The organism is Microcoleus sp. LAD1_D5 (assembly GCF_036702115.1).
In the GTDB taxonomy this organism is placed as follows: domain Bacteria; phylum Cyanobacteriota; class Cyanobacteriia; order Cyanobacteriales; family Microcoleaceae; genus Microcoleus.
Genome location: NZ_JAUBSA010000022.1, coordinates 36874 through 55246, shown reverse-complemented (window position 1 = coordinate 55246; position 18373 = coordinate 36874). Strand labels below are relative to the sequence as shown.

The following is an 18373-nucleotide window of genomic DNA, read 5'->3' as shown; positions in this document are numbered from 1 at the left end:
TTGATAAAATTAACAGGGGAAACATGATTAACCAATCCAATATTATTCGCGTTTTAATTGCCGACGATCATTATATTGTGCGGCAAGGTTTAGTGGCGCTGCTGAATCAGGAATCAGATGTTAAAGTTGTGGCGCAAGCAAGCAACGGGCAGGAAGCATTAACAATGTTCCGCGAATATCAGCCCGATGTCACCCTTATGGATATGCGGATGCCCCAAATGGATGGAGTCGCCGCCATTGCTGCGATTTGTGCAGAGTTTCCCAGCGCGCGGATTGTCGTGCTGACGACTTATGACGGCGATGAAAACATCTATCGCGGATTGCAAGCTGGTGCAAAGGGCTATCTGCTTAAGGATGCGGAACCAGAGGAGCTTTTAGCAGCAATTCGGGCGGTTTTTGAGGGTAAAAAGTACATTCCGCTGGCAGTGGGTGTTAAGTTAGCCGATCGCCTGAGTGGCCCTGAATTGAGCGATCGCGAATTAGAAGTCATCCGCCTCATAGTCGCGGGTAAAAGCAACAACGAGATTAGTGAAATTTTGCACATCAGCGAAAGCACCGTCAAGTTTCACATCAACAATATTTTGAGCAAATTAGGAGTTAGCGATCGCACGCAGGCCGCGATTTCCGCATTAAAACGGGGGATTGTCAGCCTGTAGTTTAATTATAAGTATTTTTACTGAGAAATATGACTATTATGAGGGCAAATAATGATAAATAAGACCTTAAGTTTTATCTAAAAACTTTTTAGTAAGGCTAAGCTGGATCTCATAGGACAAATTAGCCCAGATCAAAAAAATGCTTTATTCATTTTTGTCCAAGTCTCAAGTCAAAGTCCGGGTTTTAAAACATTTAGCAGCCGCTGTTTCGGCGGCCTTAGCTCTTAGTGCAATTAGCAGTTTGAAACCCTCGCCGGTATTAGCCACTAGCAATATCCCCCTCCCAAATCAAACCTCGACTCAGCTAGCCGCAAAACATGATTCTAGCTGGCAGCTAGGGCAGTTGCGGAGCACTGTTCCCGTGCAGACAATGCAGCTCGATCCGGGCGGATTTATCCCGATCGCGATCGGCGGTATGATCATTATTCTGGTGCTGCCACTATTTTTGGGCGGATTGGTGGTAATTGGCGATCGCGAAGTTGGCATTGTCAGTAAAAAGTTTAGCTTCGGCGGCAAGTCTTTACCGCCCGGAGATTTAATTGCCTTAAACGGAGAAGCTGGATATCAAGCTGATACTTTCCCCCCGGTTGGCACTGGGGTTATTGGCCTTTGCAGTACAACGTTCGCAAAGAGTCTCTGACTGTAGTTCCCCAAGGTGAAATTGGTTTAATTATTGCAGCAGGTGGTCAGTCAATTCCCCCACAGCGCATCCTCGGCCAAATCACAGACTGTGACAACTTTCAAGATGCTCGCCAATTCCTCAAAGGCGGCGGCGAAAAAGGTAGACAACGCGGCATCTTGACTGGCGGTAGCTATCGAATTAATACAGCATTATTTACAGTAATTACAGCGGCTAATGCTGCCAAACACGGGATGACAGCCGAACAATTAAAGCTGTACAGAATTGCCCCAGATAAAGTGGGAATTGTCACAACTTTTGACGGCGTTCCAATTCAAGATGGCGAAATTGCCGGCCCGATTATCCCGAATCACGACAACTTCCAAAACGCGCAAAAATTTATCGCCGCCGGCGGGCGGCGCGGTTTACAGGAACAGGTTTTGCTTTCCGGTTCGTGGAACTTAAATCCTTGGTTTGTCGGGGTTGACCAAGTGGCGATGACCGAAATCCCGATCGGCTATGTCGGCGCGGTTATTTCCTATGTCGGAAAAACCTCGGAAGATGTGAGCGGTGCTGCTTTCACTCACGGAAATTTAGTAAATGTGGGCAATAAAGGGGTGTGGGTGACTCCTCTTTATCCGGGCAAACATCCTCTGAATACTCCCATTTTGAAAGTAGAGTTAGTGCCGACTACTAATATAGTATTGAATTGGTCGGGTAAAACAGAAAGGCACAGTTACGATTCTAAACTTTCGTCTTTAACCGTGCGTTCTCAAGACGGTTTTGCCTTTGATTTAGAAGTAGCTCAGATTATTCACGTCGGCGCTTTGGATGCTCCAAAAGTGATTTCCCGCGTCGGTTCGATGCAGAATTTAGTAGACCACGTTTTGCAGCCGACTATTGGGAATTATTTCCGCAATTCTGCTCAAGCTTATTCTGTATTAGATTTTCTATCGGCAAGAAGTGGCAGGCAAGCGGAAGCCGCCGAGTATATCAAAGCAGCTTTGCGTACCTACGACGTGCCGGCAATTGATACTTTAATCGGGGATATTTTGCCGCCGGGAGAGTTGATGCAAACTCAAACCGATCGCAAAATTGCTGAGGAACAGTGCAAGACTTATGAGGTGCAGCAATTAGCACAAACTCAGCGGCAACAATTGGTGCGGGAAACTGCTTTGGCTGAGATTCAGCAAGAGATGGTGAAATCTGAGCAAGGTGTTAAGATTTCTGAGTTGAAAGCCAATTCTCAGGTCAAACAAGCTCAAGGCGAAGCTGAGTCGATTCGGGTGAAAGGAAATGCTCAAGCTGAAGCTTATCGCGCGGGTGTTGTGGCTTTGGGTGGTTCAGGTTATACGGCTTTGCAGTTAATGCAAATTATAGGCGATCGCAACGTGCGAGTTGTGCCGGATGTTGCGGTAACAGGCAACGGTAGCGGCGGCGGTTTAGTTGATGGTTTGCTGGGAATGATGATGTGGAATCAAACGAGCAAAAATGGAGAAAATGGCGGGGAGTTACCTGTAGTTAACCTACAGAAATCGGAACCGGCCGCCAAGTTACTGGTAGCCAAGGTGCATTCAGCAAAGCCGCCGGCATCTGGCGCTAATTGCCCTGTTGCTAATTCTGAGACGGATAGTGATTCGCGATTTGATAAATTGCCATTTGACCCTGGCTCTTTTAGTTAGGCTGTGCAGTTTGGAGCGAGAACTTCCGTCCTCTGTTATTGAAAGGGGGTATTACCCGTTTGTAGTTGGGCGCAATACCTAGCCAAAAGTTCAGGTAACCTCCTCAACCCAAGGTCAGCATTAGCTGACCTTTTTTTATAGGTAAAAACTCAACTTTTAACCAGCTATTTTTGCGAATAAGTGTTATAAGCTTAAAACTTAATTGACATTGCAATTTCAAAAGGCTAGCCTAGCTTCAATTGGAGTTTAGCTACTTAGCAGTGAGAGTAAGTTATGCAATTTTCAACGGTGAATTTAGATACATTTTCTCAAGCGAGTCTCCTGGGATTCGCTGCCTTAACAGCCTATATTCTCACACTGCTTCCCACAAATTTGATAATTGTTTTCCCTCTCACAAGAAAAACTGGCTTTCCCCAGTGGCTGCTGAAATATCGCCGCCTCATAGGTCTCCTCTCTTTCTTTTTAGCGGTATTTCACGGATTCATCTTTTTCAAACAAAGAAATTTTGATATCTTTGATATCCAAACTTATTTTGTTTACTTCCAGGGAGTAGCAACATTCATTATTTTTACTCTTTTGGCTATCACCTCTAACGATTGGAGCGTGAAAAGACTTAAGAAAAATTGGAAAAAATTGCAGCGTCTCACTTACCTTGCTATGTTTTTAGTAACCTGGCATATCTGGGATAAAATGGCCGATCACTGGACATATTTAACCCCTGTTGGAATTGCAGCTATAACCGCCATAATAGTTTTATTCCTCTGCCGCACCTGGATTCAGCGCCAATCTAGACCACAAAAACATAAGCCAACCGCCGACAAAGTAACAGTGCTAAATAAAAGTGTTGGATAGCATTTCTCAAAGTGAGAATCCAGCCGACACCTCCGCGATAATTTTGTGGAATTGAAATCTGGAAATTTATTTTACCTAAACTGAGTTTTGGAGGTCATGTTTATGATATCAAAAGCAGTTAAATGGAAAACCTTAGCCTTGACCTTAACAGCAGTTGTAACTGCGGCGGGCATCGGCTTGTATCGGTATTTTGCGGAATTGGAAACAACTGTATCGCAGTTTAAATCAGGGCTGTTTACTCAATATTCTAGCAGTTTTAAAGATAATTCTGGGTGGATTTATGCGATCGCACTCACTCCAGACGGCAAAACTTTAGCCAGCGGCTGTTATGGCGGCATTATCAACATCTGGAACTTGCAAACCGGCAAATTACTTTACACCTTAAAAGCACATACCGATGCAATTGAATCCCTCGCCATTAGTCCTGACGGCAATCTTCTGGCTAGCGGGAGTTGGGATAACCGGATTAAATTGTGGAATCTCAAAACTGGCATACTCATCAATACCTTGAAAGGTCATGCGGATGATGTCAAGGCAATAAGTATCAGTCCTGATGGAAGGTTACTCGCTTCTGGCAGTACCGACAAAACTGTAAAATTGTGGAATTTTTCCGATGGCAAACTACTCCGCACACTTCCAGATACAGACTGGATTCAATCTGTCGCTTTTAGCCCAAACAGTAAAATTTTAGCAACCGGCAGCGAGGATGGAACTATCAAGATTTGGTGGCTTGATGATGGCGGCAATTACACCCTGACTGGGCATTCCGGGCCGGCGAACTCAGTTGCATTCAGTCCTGACGGCAAAACTTTAGCGAGTGGCAGTGCGGATAAAACTGTTAAGCTGTGGCAGTTTACAAATGGCAAAGTTCTGCATACATTAACAGGGCATTCCGGCCCGGTGCAGTCAGTTGCTTTTAGCCAGGATGGACAGGGTTTAGCTAGTGGCAGCTACGACAAAAGTATCAAGCTGTGGAACTTGAAAACAGGCGAACTGATGACAAATTTTGCGGAGCATTCTAAGCCAGTTTGGTCAGTTGCTTTTAGCTCTCAAGATAGTGTTTTAGCCAGCGGTAGCGGAGATGAAACTATTAAGCTTTGGCCTGTATCTGTCCCGATTGCGACTCAGGTTAACTCTCCAGCACCAGAGGTAGAGGCAGCACCTTCTGAAATTATCTCCCCCGGTGAAATTGCACAGTTGAACCGGAAAGTTTACGACCAAATTGACAAGAGTTGGCGCTCGACTCCTACCTTCAGCACTTCATTAGTTTATCGGGTTGCCGTGGATGAAGAAGGGGGAATTATAGATTGTCAGCCTCTGAACCAAGCAGCGGGTAATTTTCTTCAAGAAGTTCCTCTTTCTTCCTTTTGTAAGGCTGGTAAAAATCAGCATTTTTCTCAATATAAGGTAGTGTTCAAACCCTCTGGGGTGATTGAGGTTAGTCCGTGGGATGGGTGGAGGTAATAATATTAATTATGAAAAGCTATGCAACAGAAATTTTTCATAGCATTACCCAAATTTTTATTAAAACCAGGCCGCCCCAAACGCTCGCTTGAATTTCAAGCAGTTTTTTGAACTGGATGCAGCGGAAAGAAAACAGCTGGTGAGACGCAGAAAAACTCTGCAAGTTTTTGTATGTGTTCGGTTGTAAGTTGGCGCTTTTCACGGAGGATATCAGAGACAATAGACTCGGTTTTAAAAATAGGAACTAGGTCTTTTTGTCTGAGTTCAAATTCTTCTATTAAAGCCTTTAACAGTTCTACTCCGTAAATGTCAGGTATGGGTTCTAAAGTTTGCTCGTACTCATAAACAAGGGTTCCCAGTACGTTGAGGTAGTCGCGTTCGTCGGGAGTTAGTTCGCCTTTATCCAACAAAGAGTCGATCGCTTCTTGAGTTGCCATTAACTCCTCCTCAGCAGTTATGGGTCGCGGCGGAAATGTTTTGAGTAGTTCGATATAAGCGCTAGAGTTTTTCATGTGACTATGCAATATTAAGAAAGTAGAACATTATCTATTATTGATACCACGGGTCTTTTTTCCATCGCTCTTCATCATATTCTTCATGGGTAAGTACAGCTCGAATAAAAACCTTTTTAGGTCGATATTCATAATCTATGAAGGTAATCAGTCTGTAGTTATTACCTCTGATGTTAAAGACAGTAAAGTTGCCAACTCTATCGGCTGAGGAAAAAACTGCTTTCACTTCAGCTAAATTTGACCACTCTGCTGTAGTTGCTAGTTTGTACCAAGAGCGCAGACTTGTTTCGGCATCAGGATACTTTTCCCAGAATTTCCTGAGTGCTGATTGAGAGATAACGTGCGTACAGTTCCTCGATAACAAACAAATTTACGCATCGATTGGACTTTCGCTAAAATCATTTGAATTTCATATTAGCAAATTGCGAAGTATTTTGTCTACTCCGATTTGCAGTACAATCGATCGATATTGCATCTGAGGAATCTCCCCATGTCAGAACCGTTTTCTACTGAGATTAGCGATCGCATCTGCACTCACATGAACGAAGACCACGCTAGTGCTGTCGTGCTATATGCTCAAGCATTTGGCGACCAACCGCAGGCAACAGAAGCTCAAATGCTCGCTATTGATGCCAACGGCATGGATTTAACCGCTAAAGTCAACGACGAAACAGTGCCCGTCAGAGTAAATTTCGATCGCACTTTAAAAGACGCCGAAGATGCTCACCACACTCTCATTGAAATGGTGAAACAAGCTCGAAAAGTTGCTAAGTAGTCAACTGCCTACTAGGCTGTTATAATTTTAACGTTTGCAGTACGGAATTTAGTCCGCTTAAATAGTTGTTAAGGACTAACATCCTTACTACAAACCTTTAGTTGGGTGAAATCATTTTAAAGACTAAAATCCTGACTGCGAACAAAATATTTAATAAAGTTGAATTTACCTCTAAAATATCCCCTAAAATGACAGAAAATTACCCCAACTCCCAAGCATTAGATGTCGTCAATGGCAGTAAAAACAACCATTTCGAGGCACTGGTAAAGCGACTAGATTTGATGATTCGCGCCCGCTATTCGCTGCTGTACATTGTCGGCGCGGAGGAGGAACCGGTCGAAGCCGTAATTGCCCAAGTAGCGCTGCAAGTAACTCCCGCGCGCCGGGTGTTGTTCTGGGATCTCGTGCGGGGCTGGGAGGATAACGGTTCTGGGAAAGGTTCGGTAATGGCGGCGCTCGATCGCGTCAGCAAAACTGCTGTTGAAGAATATACCATATTTGTACTGCGGGATTTGCACCCTATTTTGAAATATCCATACAGCGAAAAAAGCGCGGCGGTAGTGCGAGAATTGCGGAACTTAACGCGGGAATTGAAGCGCAGCAAAAAAACTATAGTTCTTACTTCTCACACGCTGGAATTGCCGGAGGAATTGAAAGAAGAAGTCACAGTAATTGATTTTCCTTTGCCCAACGTGCAAGAAATCGACAGTTTAATTTCCCACGTTGTGGAAAAGCCGCAACAGTTGCAAGTTAGCGGTTTAGCAAGGGAACAGTTGGTTAAAGCTTGTCAAGGTTTGAGCCGGGCTCGAATCGGGCGGGTTTTGGCTAAAGCTTTGGCCGCCAAACAGCAAATTAACGAGTCCGATATTGACGGAGTTTTGGAGGAAAAACAGCAAGCAATTCGCCAAACTGGAATTTTGGAGTTTTTTAACTCCAGAGAATCCCTAAAAAGTGTGGGCGGATTGGAGAATTTGAAACAGTGGGTAAAAATGCGGCAAGATGCTTTTACTGACGAAGCGCGTCGCTACGGCATACCGAATCCGAAAGGAGTTTTGTTAGTAGGAATTCAAGGAACGGGCAAATCTTTATCTGCGAAAACAATAGCCTCAGAATGGCGTTTGCCACTGTTGCGATTGGATACTGGGAGATTGTTTGGCGGCGTGGTCGGGGAGAGCGAAAGTCGGGTCAGGCAAATGATACAATTAGCAGAGGCGATCGCACCTTGCGTTTTGTGGATCGATGAAATAGATAAAGCCTTCGGCAACATTATCAGCGGCAGCGACGGCGATTCGGGAACTTCGCGCCGGGTATTCGGCAGTTTGATTACTTGGATGCAGGAAAAAACCAGTCCGGTGTTTATTGTCGCAACTGCAAATAACGTCAGGATTTTGCCTGCAGAGTTGCTCAGAAAAGGCAGGTTTGATGAAATTTTCTTTTTAAATTTGCCCTCAGAATCGGAACGGCAAGATATTTTTAAAGTGCATTTGCAGCGTTTGCGGCCAACTAGATTGCGCGAGTTTGATTTGGCGGTTTTGGCCAAACGCGCTGAGAATTTTAGCGGTGCAGAAATCGAGCAAGTCGTAATAGATGGGTTATATCGGGCTTTTGGCACTTTTGTCAACGGACAGCGGCGGGATTTGATGACGGAGGATATTTTGAGGTCGATCGAGGATACAGTACCTTTAGCTGCGATCGCGCGATCGCAAATTGAAGATTTGAAGCGTTGGGCGGCGGAAGCGGGTGCGAGAACAGCTTCTAACGATACTCACTTAATTGATGAATTGAAACGCTACAGCCAGCGGCGAAGGGATGCGATCGACAATTAACCCCACTTGTAGGGTGCGTCAGTTCATGTCTAATTAATTCTCGGAAAAATTACATCTGACGCACCTTCCTAATCGCCGGGTGCGTCAGTTCATGGGTGATTAATTATCCCAAATATCTCCCGTTATGACGCACCATACTACTACGAACCTAATTTAAAAACATCAGCAAGAATAGCATTTTCTTCCACCATTCTCCCCGCATCCGGCGAATCGTAAACCACTAACAGCGAATTCTCCTCCCCCAAATATGGAAACAGGCTCAATCCCTCAGCATTGTCCGTACCAACCTTAAAAGGCAAGTCAAACAATACCTCCAAATCTCCCCCATCTTGTTCAGTAATACTGTCGCCCGATCGCCCTAAAATTTCCTTCAACCGAAAAACCCTCGTCGCCCCCGATAAAGTCATCGTCGGCCCGGCTAAAACAATCAAATCTTCCCCGTTCCAGCACAATTCTCGCACCCCCAAACCGTTCAAATCAACAAAATGTTTGTTGTACAATTTCCCTCCTTCCCCAATTTCCTTAAGCCTTAAAACTCCCGGTTCTGCCTCTTCAACTTCTATTTCTAAAATTATCGCCCAACCCCGCAGCACCGGCCCCCGCAAACCGAGCAAAATGCGATCACCCCGCACCGCCAACCCTTCAATATCAAAGCCATTTTCTTTACTCGGAATCGGCACAGATAAATACAAGCCGAGGTGGCTGTCATCTTTGAGCGCGTCTGTCAGCAAATTGCCTGTTTCTGTCCGCTGAAGACATCCCGCTTTCTGTTCGCTTTCGGGATTGTTTGAAGGGGAAATTGACTCGCACAAAATCCCGTCTTTCATAGGAATACGCGCCAGCAAATAGCGGTTGACCTCAGTCTCGATTTGTGCTAATCTTTCAATGTCTTTGTCTGCGTCTTTACCTTTAGTTTTCTTGCGTTTTGTGCTGTGAGAACCGACCAACCAAAGATAATCGCTGTTGAAATCCATTCCTTCGATATCGATTTCGGATTTTCCAGGTAGATCGATAAAATCTGCGATCGCAAATCTTTGATGTTCTCCAAAAATATGAGGCGCGACAGGCGACAAACGCTCGAGCGAAGTCGTTTCATCGGAACCCACCCACAAATTGCCATCGGGAGTTAAAGCAACAGCGGATAAGTCTGTAATAATATCAGCGGCTTCGCTGTTGAATTGCAGCAGCAGCCGACCGAGCAAAAAGGATTCTGGCATAATTCTTAGCACTAAAACTATTCTTAAGGTAAGTCATTATAGCTAAAGTGGGTTGAAACTGAGCTCTTGCTACAGGTGTAATAGTCCGCCGGCAATTAATTCTCCGTCTCAAAGCTTGCATTCGGTTAAAACCGGCTGAAAATTAAAACAGAAAACTAAAACAGATATCCTCCTCAAGCCTGATAGCGAGGACTTCCGGTTTGAGATAAGGATTTTTAACCCCTAGCGGGCCAAACCGCAGTCGGCGTTGATTATTCCGCAAACCGAACCTCCACAGACGGATAACACCCTAATTGAAGCATTAACATCGCCGTTACGTTTCGTTACGATAAGGAGACAGAGAGAAAAACCTCTCATTCGTAAAATTAGAGGTAGCCATTATGAACGGTACATTTCGCGTCGGCAACCTGTTTGGGATTCCCTTCTTTGTCAACGCATCTTGGTTTTTAGTTCTGGGTTTAGTAACCTGGCAGTACGGCGGCGCATTAGCTGCCCTGTTTCCCACATTGGGCCCTGTAGCGCCCTGGATGCTGGGATTATTCACAGCGTTACTGTTATTTGCTTCCGTCTTAGCCCACGAATTAGGACACAGTTGGGTAGCCATCAAACAGGGAATTGGCGTGAAATCGATTTCGCTATTTCTGTTTGGCGGACTGGCTAATTTAGAAAGAGAATCCAAAACCCCAGCCGAAGCATTTTGGGTAGCCATTGCAGGCCCGTTGGTCAGCTTATTGTTATCCGGTTTGTTAACAGCGATCGGCATCGGTGCTGGTCTCACAGGCCCCGCAGCGGCCATCGTCGGACTTTTAGCTTCCATCAACTTAGTTCTAGCCTTATTTAACTTAATTCCCGGTTTGCCCCTGGACGGCGGCAACATCCTCAAAGCGATCGTCTGGAAAATTACCGGCAACCCTTACAAAGGCGTAATTTTTGCTAGCCGCGTCGGTCAAATAATTGGTTGGATTGCCATTGCTACAGGCATATTCGGCAATATTTGGAATCTAGTAATCGGTTGGTTCTTACTGCAAAATGCCGGTCAATCTGCCCAATATGCCACAGTCCAAAATAAACTGGCAGGATTGACAGCCGCAGATGCTGTGACCGCCGAAAGTCCGATCGTCTCCCAAGACTTGTCCCTCAGAGAATTTGCCAACAACTACGTGATCGGTAGCACTCAAACCTGGCGCAGGTTCCTGGCAACAGATGATGCCGGACAATTGGTAGGGGCGATCGACCTTGACGACCTCAAAACCATTCCTACTGGACACTGGCCCGAAGTTTTAGTGAAAGAACTCCTGAAGCCGATCGAGTTTTCCACCACCGTCAAACCAGAATTATCCCTCCTCGAAGTCGTCACCCTCCTAGAACAACTCAAAGTACAAGAACTACCCGTCATTCGCGAAAATGGTGTCCTTGTCGGACTTGTAGAAAAAGCTGAAATTGCCCGCTTGTTGCAAAGACGAGCCGAAGCGAACCCTGCTTAATATCCTCAGATACTTGACAAATAACACCAGTTTCCCCCAAAAAACGCAACTGTAGCGCCGTGCTTCAAACTCTGGTAGTTCTCAGTCATTCCCCATTCTTCAGTCGAAAATCGTATAATAGTTAACCCCCTCGATTTCCCCTTACCAAAAGGGCGATCGGGGGGGTTAACTGTAGCTGGAGAAAAGCCAAGTGAAACACTAAATTATTAGCTGCAAATCAAGCATGATAATTATAATTATCATAATGTATTGAGCATCTGAGCGAGGACGTTACGCCATCTCACGACTATGGTCGCAGCAGCGCCACCAAACCAAGTAAAATTGTAGTCTGGTATTTCTGTTAATTTCCCCCAGGAAATCGGATTTGGGAACTGCGATCGCCCTCAGCCACTTCAAACCGTAAACATCAGAAAACGCCAGCACTTCCACAAAATATTCCTCCCAGTCTCGGCTAAATTTCAGTTGTTGTCGCTGCTTAATGTCGCCAAAGCCCCCGAAGTGTCCGTATAAATATTTAGGTGCGGTGCGAATGACAGGAGTTTGGCTGTCTCAAACATTCAGCCAGTGCCGTTGCTGCTTTCCCGACATCTTTCTAAAGGGTGATTCTTGACTCGAACTGGCCACCAGCAAGCCCGATCGTTCGATCTCGAAAATTTGTTTCGTTTTGCTAAGCTTGATGCGATCGAGATATTGCTGAAGACCCAAGAGCGAAAAGTCTACTGCACTAACTCCGAGCACTTTACCATTTCGATCGCGAATCGGTTGGCTGGCAGCAATAAAAACAGTCCCAGGAGTAAAACCTCGATAAATACTCGTCCAAATCGCTTTGTTGGTTCGCTGCGACAGCTTCTTTGTACCAGGGGCGGAGGGCGGCATCGTAGGTTGCCGGTTCTGCCTTTAATTTAGCGGTGCGAGTGCCTAGGCTGTCTGTAGCTTAGTATATGTTGGGAGAGTTGGTAGACTTGTTAGCTGCGACAATTGGCAAGCTGTTGTCGATGTGGTTGCGTCAACTGCCGAGATATTCTCCTGATTTTCCTGTACCGAAGGATATCCACTGAATGCTTTGAAAAGATCGCATTTGCTACCAAAGGAACTTTTCTCCCCGAGGCTGGGGCATTTCTAACTGTAAGTTTAATTCAGCACGGTCGATCGCTTCGGCGTTAAGTTGATTTACTCAGTGGGTATTTTCAACAACAGCAGTTAGCTTTTCTTCAACTCTCTTACCCGTCTTTGCGATCAATTTCTGCGCGAACTCTTCCACTACTCTTTCTCCGTTGCGAAATGACAGATACCCGACAATCCCCACTGCTGCTACGATTTGCAGGACAAAAGAGGCCACTAGAAGGCGACGCAGGAGGATTTTTGTTTGGTGTTGAGAAGTTTTGTTCGCGAATCCCGGCAACGGCATAGGCTGGTGACTAATTGCTCCCTAACGCTTTAACTGTTCCAGCCTGTAATTTCACTTACGGGCGATCGAGGCTGTTTGCTTGTCCTCAAAACACCTCCCACACAGACACATACAATTTTATATTTTAGATTTTAGATTTTAGGTTAAATAAGTTGGAATGAATGATCAAGCTCGTGCTTTCGAGCTTCGCTACAGTTGCATTCTTTTTTTCAACGGGTATGACGCACTGTTAGCTGAGAATACCTCCGCCATTTTCTTGCTGTGGTGGGTTTCCTACCTCAACCAAACCTAATGCTTCCTGGAAACCTCTTCGGTTCATCCGTTACATCGGTTCAATCACGTACATAATCGGCTGCCAAACATCCATCCGTTACATCTGTTAAATCTGCTACACCATCCATTGCCGAAGGGAGCATCTCATATTTGTAAAAACACTTCTTCTGGCTCCTTCTTTCTTCCTTCTGACTCTTTCCTCCTGGCTCCTGGCTCCTAACTCCAATTTTGGGCTTAGCTGCTTTCATTGAGATGCTCCCTTGCCGAACTTCTATTTAACAGCTACGCGGAAAATCCCCCGCTTGTCCAAACGGATATAGCGAGGGGCGAGAATAGGTATCCTCGCAAAATATAAAGTGGTGGCAGTGGCTTTTGTCGAGCCATTGCCATCTATAGAAGCCATACTGTTTTAGGCTCACAGAAAGATTTCAGAGCCAACTCTCTGCTTGCAGTCAATGCTTGAAGTCAAACCAACCAGTTCAAGCAAGAAGTCAAAGCAAGTCGTAAAGGCCTAAGATACTTCTTCTTCTTCTCGATCAATTTGGCGCAGGTGAATGTGCTTGCGTCCCAGAGAGATTTCAAATTCATCTCCCGGCTGGAGTTCCATTTGTTTGGTGTAGGCAGCGCCAATCAGTAAGTTGCCGTTAGATTGAACGCTAATCCGATAGCTGGCAGAGCGTCCGCCGCGTCCATTGCCGTTTTGCTTCCCGTCTAGCTGAATGCCTTCTGCATCAATCAGCGCATTCAGGAATTTCATCATGTTGACCCGTTCTACGCCGTTCTTGGTAACGGTGTAGTAGCCACAGGCTCTAGCTTTTTCTTCCTTGGTAAGGTTCTCTAGGTCTTTGACCTTTTTGATCAGATCTTCGCCTTCAAGGGGTTCGATATTTTTCTTTTTAGCCATTTACTGAGTCCTGAAATATTCAACTGGTGTACGGATTTTTTCTCGGTTGGTTTTTGGTTTGACCAAGAAACTTTAGCTTTATAGCTGGTCGTAAAACCATATTACACCGATCGGCTCAATTGTTAACCACTATTATCTAAATATTTTTAACAACCTGCAGTCTTTCTTGAGGAGTAGCTGCAACCGGTGCGAGCAATCTCTAAACTCGGTAGCATAAGCTATCAGCTATCAGCTAGCTGAATATTTGCCCCGCTCTTAAAATCCCATGAAGTTAACCACACGCGGACACTACAGTGTCAAAGCATTACTGGATCTAAGTTTGCAACCTCGCTTTGGCCCGACATCGGTGAAATCGATAGCGAAGCGACAGGAGTTACCGGCTCCGTATCTAGAAAAATTGCTGATTGAAATGCGACGAGCCGGTTTAGTCCAATCTGTTCGGGGTTCTCAAGGAGGATATCAATTAGCCCGCCAGCCAGCTCAAATCTCTTTAGGACAAATCTTAGAGGCTGTAGGTGAAACTATTGAACCTTTACCTCGACATTTTCCCGACTCGACGCAAGCAGAGGACTGGGTAACATTCAGTTTGTGGAACCGATTGCACAAAAAACTTGCCGAAGCGCTGTACACTATTTCCCTCGAAGACTTATACTATGATGTCCGCAGTTGGCAAGCGGCTCTTGGGGAAGAAACTAGCTTTATCATTTAAATGGTAAGTTCATTCATTCGATCGGCAGCAATCACACATGGACGCAACACTTGTTACCTACTTTGGCGGCTGTCACTGCGGAGCTGTCCGCTTCCGTGTCGCCGTTGACAAACACGAAGCATCTGATTGCAACTGCTCTATCTGTAAAAAGAAGGGATTTTTGCATCTCATTGTGCCACCGGAACGTTTTACCTTGCTCAGTGGCGAAGATGTTTTGACAACCTATACATTTAATACAGGAACTGCTCAACATACTTTCTGCCGAATTTGCGGCATTCACTCGTTCTATCGCCCCCGATCGCATCCCGATCAATTCGATGTCAACGTCCGCTGTCTTGACTCAGATGCCATCGAACACTTTCAGATCCTACCCTTTGACGGTGTTAATTGGGAGCAGAATGTACACTTGCTTCGCGACTAAAGTAATCTCAGCAGTTATAGCAACCACGCCTGATGATGAGGTTTTGAATTGCTCAAACCCTTGCCTTTATTGCTTCTTCCTTCTTCCTTCTACTATAAAATCGCCCCTCAAAAAATCCAAGTCCGCAAGGGTAGCAGGAGTTAAAATCTGCTCTCTGCGGCGAGAGATCCTGCTGTGACAATCAAGGAAGATGGTTCGGGCCCCCCTATTCATCCGTGGAGCGAGAAAAAAGCTCCTCGCTCCCCATCGCAAGTCCCCGGATTGATCGGTGGGGTCGCTTTCTTCAATTCTTTAATCTAAAATCTAAAATCTAAAATCTAAAATCGATTGACGGACTATCAAGTTTGACACAATATATAATGATGCCGGATGAATTTCCTGTTTTGATTTTAGCTGCGGTGTTGGATTATTCGATCGGCGATCCTTGGGGTTGGCCACATCCCGTGCAGGCGATGGGTTGGGCGATCGACCGCTATACTCGACTTGTCTTTAATATATGGAATAATTCCGCAGGCAAAATGCCTGAAGCAGCGGATCGTCCCGCTGGCGAGCAGCACAAACTGCTGCTACGATGTGCTGGTACAATACTAGCGATCGGGCTGATTCTAGGCAGTTATACTGTCAGTTGGTCGATCGTCCAAGCTGCTAGTTGGGTGCATCCTCTTTTAGGTATTGCCCTACAGACCATTTTGCTGGCAAGCTGTTTTGCAGGTCGCAGTTTGAGGGCGGCTGCGGAGGATGTGCTAGCACCTTTAAATGTTGGAGATTTAGTCAAGGCGCGAGAACGGTTGAGCCTTTACGTCGGCCGGGATACCGAAAACTTATCCGAGCCAGAAATTCTGCGAGCATTGTTAGAAACTGTAACAGAGAATGCAGTCGATGGTGTGACAGCACCGCTATTTTATGCCTTACTTGGGTTCGGTCTGCCGCATCTATTATTAAGTGTTACCGATTCGCCGATCGATCCTAACTCGATGTGGGCGAGTGCTATAGTCCCCTTGGCGATCGCTTACAAAGCAGCCAGCACATTAGACTCTACGATCGGCTACAAAGAACCGCCATACACAGATTTAGGATGGTTTAGCGCCAAACTAGAAGACGTGCTGACGTGGATTCCTTGCCGGCTAACAGTGATTACTTTAGCCGTTATATCTGGCAAACCGATTTACATTTGGCAGATTTGTCAGAGAGATGCTGTTAAAGATGCCAGTCCCAATTCCGGTTGGAGCGAGTGCGTTTACGCCGCCATCTTGGGAGTGCAACTAGGAGGTACCAATTCCTATCGCGGAGTTCTCAAACACAAACCCCTGTTAGGCGAGCAGGTTTACCCTATCACAGCGCAGCTAATTTGCCAAGCATTGCAATTAACTCGGTATTGCTTTCTGATTTGGTTGGGACTATCATTGCTTTTTTATACCTTATTAGGTTTGAGCCACTAACTGATGACCTCAGCCGAACAGTCCAGGAGGCATAAATAACGTATTTCTGTCATTGTTCGCCCTCAGCCAAGCAATCGCAGCATCTGCTTTTCATCGGTTCGAGGTAAGTCCTGCAGCAGACAGAGATCGGCCACCGACAAAAGCAAAAAAAAGTTTTGACCTTTGTTCAAACCCCCAAATTCATCTGTAAAGTAAATCTAAAATCTAAAATCTAAAATCTAAAATTGTTCTATCCGCCCACAGCCAACAATTAGCTCGCAGCAAACAATGACTAAAATTATCCAAATTTTATCCCCTAATGAAGTGAGGCGCACTCTCACCCGCGTCGCTTCCCAGATTGTCGAAAAATCAGGGAACCCCTCGGAGTTAGTGCTGTTGGGCATTCATAGTAGAGGAGTGCCTTTAGCTCAAATTTTGGCCGATCAAATTGAAGTCCTCGAACAAGTCAAAGTACCCGTGGGCGCTTTGGATATTACCTTTTACCGAGATGACTTGGATCGAGTTGCAATGCGGACACCGGCTAAAACAGAAATTCCTTTCGATTTGACGGGCAAAACTGTGGTTTTGGTAGATGACGTTATATATAAAGGCAGAACGAGTCGAGCGGCTTTGAATGCGGTAAATGATTACGGGCGGCCGGAGAAAATTTGGTTGGCGGTATTAGTCGATCGTGGCCACCGAGAAGTACCGATTCAGCCAGATTTTACGGGTAAAAAGTTGCCGACTGCAAAGGAAGAACAAGTTAAGGTTTACGTTCAAGAACTCGACGGGCGCGACGGAGTGGAGTTAATTAAGGGTTGATATCCTTGACCTTGGCATCGGAATAATAATTTTTGGAGTGCAGTACGATCGTCCCCGCGTAGCGCCCCCCATCTCAGGAGCGAGCGGATATAATGTGGAATTGATTAAGCCTTGATATCGTTGACCTTGGCATCAGAATAATAATTTTCCGACTGCAGTGCGAGCTTAACAGATCGCGATCGACCAAATTTCTAGTTTACGATCGCACTTGCGACCTCACAAACCAGGTTTATTCGGATATTTTTCATTACTTGGCGCAAATTTTTCGTAGAAACCGGGTTTCTAGCCCCCATCCGTCCAGGACTGGTATCTGGGAAGAAACCTGGTTTTTAGCCAGAGCGCGGAGCGTCATGATTAATTTTAAATCGGCAGTGCAGGAGTTGAACCTGCCTGGGGCGAATTATGAGTTCGCTGCCTAAACCGCTCGGCCAACTGCCGTTAAATCGATTTCTTCGACCTAACTCAAAATGAATTATAACATAATTTCTCAGTCCGTGCTAGAACTAGAGAACAAAAATCAAAATCTTTAGATCTGCTGAGTCCCGATCGCCTGTTAGCCAATGTGCTGGAGCCGATCGACCGGACAAAGCAGTTTCTACGACTCGGCATAAACTTATAGGCAATGGCAGTGAATTCGACGGTAGTGCTGACTCTAATTCTGCTCGCTCTAATGTTTGGAGCAGGCGTGACGAGTTCTGTTTGGGGATTTACTATAGGCCGCGAAGCCTTGCAAGGAACGACTCAACCCGATGTTCGTCCCAGCAACAATGCGGGCAGCGGCAAGCCGGGAACGACGGCTAGCAAAGACCAAGTGAGCATTTTGAAAGAAAAAGACATTCTCACAACCGTCAAAGCACGGGTAGAAGGTCGCGATCCAGAAAAAACGGCCGGGGCAAATACTAAAACAGACAAGGCAAGCTCTAAACCAGCCGCAGCAAAAAAACCGGCTGCCCAAAATGCCAGCGCCAAGTTTCCCCTGAACAGTCGCGACGGGGGAATAACCCTGGAGGTAAGCGCGGCCAGTCAGCGCAACAATTCCATGCTGCTAGACGTGAGCATGAAAAATGAAGGCTCCCAAGCTGTGAGGTTTCTCTACAGTTTCTTGAACGTCACTGACGATCGTGGCCGGGCCCTGAGCGCGACTGCCGAGGATTTGCCGGCGGAATTGCCCCCCAACGGGCAGGTGTATTACGGTACGGTAAGTATTCCCACAGCTTTGCTGGAAAATGCTAAGGAAGTTTCGTTGACGCTGACAGATTATCCAGGTCAAAAACTTCAGTTGCAAATATCTGGCATTCCAGTGGCGAAGTAAAATAAAAGAAGACCAAACC

At 45.8% G+C, this 18373-nt stretch carries 23 protein-coding genes and 1 tRNA gene; 14 read left to right on the top strand and 10 right to left on the bottom strand.

Translation table 11 applies throughout. The annotated features are described in order from the left end of the window. The first annotated feature begins 23 nt into the window (after positions 1-23). From QUA70_RS12015 to QUA70_RS11995, 5 genes are all read left to right on the top strand, one after another. Positions 24-656, top strand: coding sequence for a response regulator (locus tag QUA70_RS12015; RefSeq protein WP_445251638.1), 633 nt, complete (start codon positions 24-26; stop codon positions 654-656). A 139-nt stretch (positions 657-795) separates the two neighbouring features. After that, entirely contained in the window at positions 796-1296 is a 501-nt protein-coding gene (locus QUA70_RS12010) for a hypothetical protein (protein ID WP_333347901.1), read from the top strand. Further along, complete coding sequence (locus QUA70_RS12005; protein WP_333326361.1) at positions 1266-2957, top strand: SPFH domain-containing protein; 1692 nt, start codon at positions 1266-1268, stop codon at positions 2955-2957. The genes QUA70_RS12010 and QUA70_RS12005 overlap by 31 nt, the downstream gene beginning before the upstream one ends. Before the next feature lie 273 nt (positions 2958-3230). Then, entirely contained in the window at positions 3231-3809 is a 579-nt protein-coding gene (locus QUA70_RS12000) for a ferric reductase-like transmembrane domain-containing protein (protein WP_333326363.1), read from the top strand. A gap of 102 nt (positions 3810-3911) precedes the next feature. Continuing rightward, entirely contained in the window at positions 3912-5273 is a 1362-nt protein-coding gene (locus tag QUA70_RS11995; RefSeq protein WP_333326365.1) for a WD40 repeat domain-containing protein, read from the top strand. A gap of 95 nt (positions 5274-5368) precedes the next feature. Here QUA70_RS11995 and QUA70_RS11990 read toward each other — a convergent pair whose 3' ends face one another. Together QUA70_RS11990 and QUA70_RS11985 are read right to left on the bottom strand one after the other, a co-directional pair. Then, positions 5369-5785: a transcriptional regulator gene (locus tag QUA70_RS11990; RefSeq protein WP_333326367.1), complete on the bottom strand. Its 417-nt coding sequence runs from the start codon at positions 5783-5785 to the stop codon at positions 5369-5371. Between the two features lie 37 nt (positions 5786-5822). Then, the gene (locus tag QUA70_RS11985) at positions 5823-6149 is read right to left on the bottom strand and encodes a type II toxin-antitoxin system HigB family toxin (RefSeq protein ID WP_333326368.1); all 327 of its coding nucleotides are present in this window, start codon (positions 6147-6149) and stop codon (positions 5823-5825) included. 126 nt (positions 6150-6275) lie between these two features. On the opposite strand from QUA70_RS11985, the gene QUA70_RS11980 reads away from it, so the two are divergent. Continuing rightward, the gene (locus QUA70_RS11980) at positions 6276-6560 is read left to right on the top strand and encodes a DUF2470 domain-containing protein (RefSeq protein ID WP_333136317.1); all 285 of its coding nucleotides are present in this window, start codon (positions 6276-6278) and stop codon (positions 6558-6560) included. Between the two features lie 188 nt (positions 6561-6748). Beyond that, positions 6749-8386 (top strand): AAA family ATPase, encoded by a 1638-nt coding sequence (locus QUA70_RS11975; RefSeq protein WP_333326371.1) that lies wholly within the window; start codon positions 6749-6751, stop codon positions 8384-8386. A gap of 140 nt (positions 8387-8526) precedes the next feature. Here the strand turns inward: QUA70_RS11975 and QUA70_RS11970 are convergent, their stop codons facing one another. Then, a complete protein-coding gene (locus tag QUA70_RS11970) occupies positions 8527-9603 on the bottom strand; it encodes a DUF3616 domain-containing protein (RefSeq protein WP_333326373.1) in 1077 nt (358 codons plus the stop codon). A 380-nt stretch (positions 9604-9983) separates the two neighbouring features. Between QUA70_RS11970 and QUA70_RS11965 the strand changes: the two genes are divergently transcribed. Continuing rightward, positions 9984-11087 carry a site-2 protease family protein gene (locus QUA70_RS11965; RefSeq protein ID WP_333347898.1) on the top strand — a complete coding sequence of 368 codons (1104 nt, stop codon included), beginning with the start codon at positions 9984-9986 and terminating at the stop codon, positions 11085-11087. A gap of 270 nt (positions 11088-11357) precedes the next feature. Here QUA70_RS11965 and QUA70_RS11960 read toward each other — a convergent pair whose 3' ends face one another. The 3 genes from QUA70_RS11960 to QUA70_RS11950 form a co-directional block, all read right to left on the bottom strand. Further along, positions 11358-11516 carry a hypothetical protein gene (locus QUA70_RS11960; protein WP_333347895.1) on the bottom strand — a complete coding sequence of 53 codons (159 nt, stop codon included), beginning with the start codon at positions 11514-11516 and terminating at the stop codon, positions 11358-11360. Between the two features lie 120 nt (positions 11517-11636). Beyond that, positions 11637-11963 carry a cache domain-containing protein gene (locus QUA70_RS11955; RefSeq protein ID WP_333347892.1) on the bottom strand — a complete coding sequence of 109 codons (327 nt, stop codon included), beginning with the start codon at positions 11961-11963 and terminating at the stop codon, positions 11637-11639. Between the two features lie 298 nt (positions 11964-12261). Continuing rightward, the gene (locus QUA70_RS11950; protein ID WP_333410424.1) at positions 12262-12426 is read right to left on the bottom strand and encodes a hypothetical protein; all 165 of its coding nucleotides are present in this window, start codon (positions 12424-12426) and stop codon (positions 12262-12264) included. A gap of 226 nt (positions 12427-12652) precedes the next feature. On the opposite strand from QUA70_RS11950, the gene QUA70_RS11945 reads away from it, so the two are divergent. Next, positions 12653-12787 carry a hypothetical protein gene (locus QUA70_RS11945; RefSeq protein WP_333326383.1) on the top strand — a complete coding sequence of 45 codons (135 nt, stop codon included), beginning with the start codon at positions 12653-12655 and terminating at the stop codon, positions 12785-12787. 40 nt (positions 12788-12827) lie between these two features. Here QUA70_RS11945 and QUA70_RS11940 read toward each other — a convergent pair whose 3' ends face one another. The 3 genes from QUA70_RS11940 to QUA70_RS11930 all read right to left on the bottom strand — a co-directional run bounded on the left by QUA70_RS11940 (position 12828) and on the right by QUA70_RS11930 (position 13672). Beyond that, positions 12828-13016: a hypothetical protein gene (locus tag QUA70_RS11940; RefSeq protein ID WP_333326385.1), complete on the bottom strand. Its 189-nt coding sequence runs from the start codon at positions 13014-13016 to the stop codon at positions 12828-12830. Between the two features lie 23 nt (positions 13017-13039). Then, positions 13040-13171, bottom strand: a complete 132-nt coding sequence (locus QUA70_RS11935) for a hypothetical protein (RefSeq protein ID WP_333326387.1) — start codon at positions 13169-13171, stop codon at positions 13040-13042. A gap of 108 nt (positions 13172-13279) precedes the next feature. After that, positions 13280-13672, bottom strand: a complete 393-nt coding sequence (locus tag QUA70_RS11930; protein WP_242722673.1) for an AbrB family transcriptional regulator — start codon at positions 13670-13672, stop codon at positions 13280-13282. A gap of 265 nt (positions 13673-13937) precedes the next feature. Between QUA70_RS11930 and QUA70_RS11925 the strand changes: the two genes are divergently transcribed. From QUA70_RS11925 to pyrR, 4 genes are all read left to right on the top strand, one after another. After that, positions 13938-14381, top strand: a complete 444-nt coding sequence (locus tag QUA70_RS11925; RefSeq protein WP_333326390.1) for an Rrf2 family transcriptional regulator — start codon at positions 13938-13940, stop codon at positions 14379-14381. A gap of 37 nt (positions 14382-14418) precedes the next feature. Continuing rightward, the gene (locus QUA70_RS11920) at positions 14419-14802 is read left to right on the top strand and encodes a GFA family protein (RefSeq protein ID WP_333326392.1); all 384 of its coding nucleotides are present in this window, start codon (positions 14419-14421) and stop codon (positions 14800-14802) included. A 359-nt stretch (positions 14803-15161) separates the two neighbouring features. Further along, positions 15162-16241 carry an adenosylcobinamide-phosphate synthase CbiB gene (cbiB, locus tag QUA70_RS11915; RefSeq protein WP_333347920.1) on the top strand — a complete coding sequence of 360 codons (1080 nt, stop codon included), beginning with the start codon at positions 15162-15164 and terminating at the stop codon, positions 16239-16241. 267 nt (positions 16242-16508) lie between these two features. After that, positions 16509-17042 (top strand): bifunctional pyr operon transcriptional regulator/uracil phosphoribosyltransferase PyrR, encoded by a 534-nt coding sequence (gene pyrR, locus QUA70_RS11910; protein ID WP_242722682.1) that lies wholly within the window; start codon positions 16509-16511, stop codon positions 17040-17042. Positions 17043-17407: 365 nt separating this feature from the next. Here pyrR and QUA70_RS11905 read toward each other — a convergent pair. Next, positions 17408-17480: transfer RNA gene (locus QUA70_RS11905), tRNA-Ile, on the bottom strand. Positions 17481-17664: 184 nt separating this feature from the next. On the opposite strand from QUA70_RS11905, the gene QUA70_RS11900 reads away from it, so the two are divergent. Beyond that, positions 17665-18354 (top strand): hypothetical protein, encoded by a 690-nt coding sequence (locus tag QUA70_RS11900; protein WP_333326394.1) that lies wholly within the window; start codon positions 17665-17667, stop codon positions 18352-18354. The last annotated feature ends 19 nt before the right edge of the window (positions 18355-18373 follow it).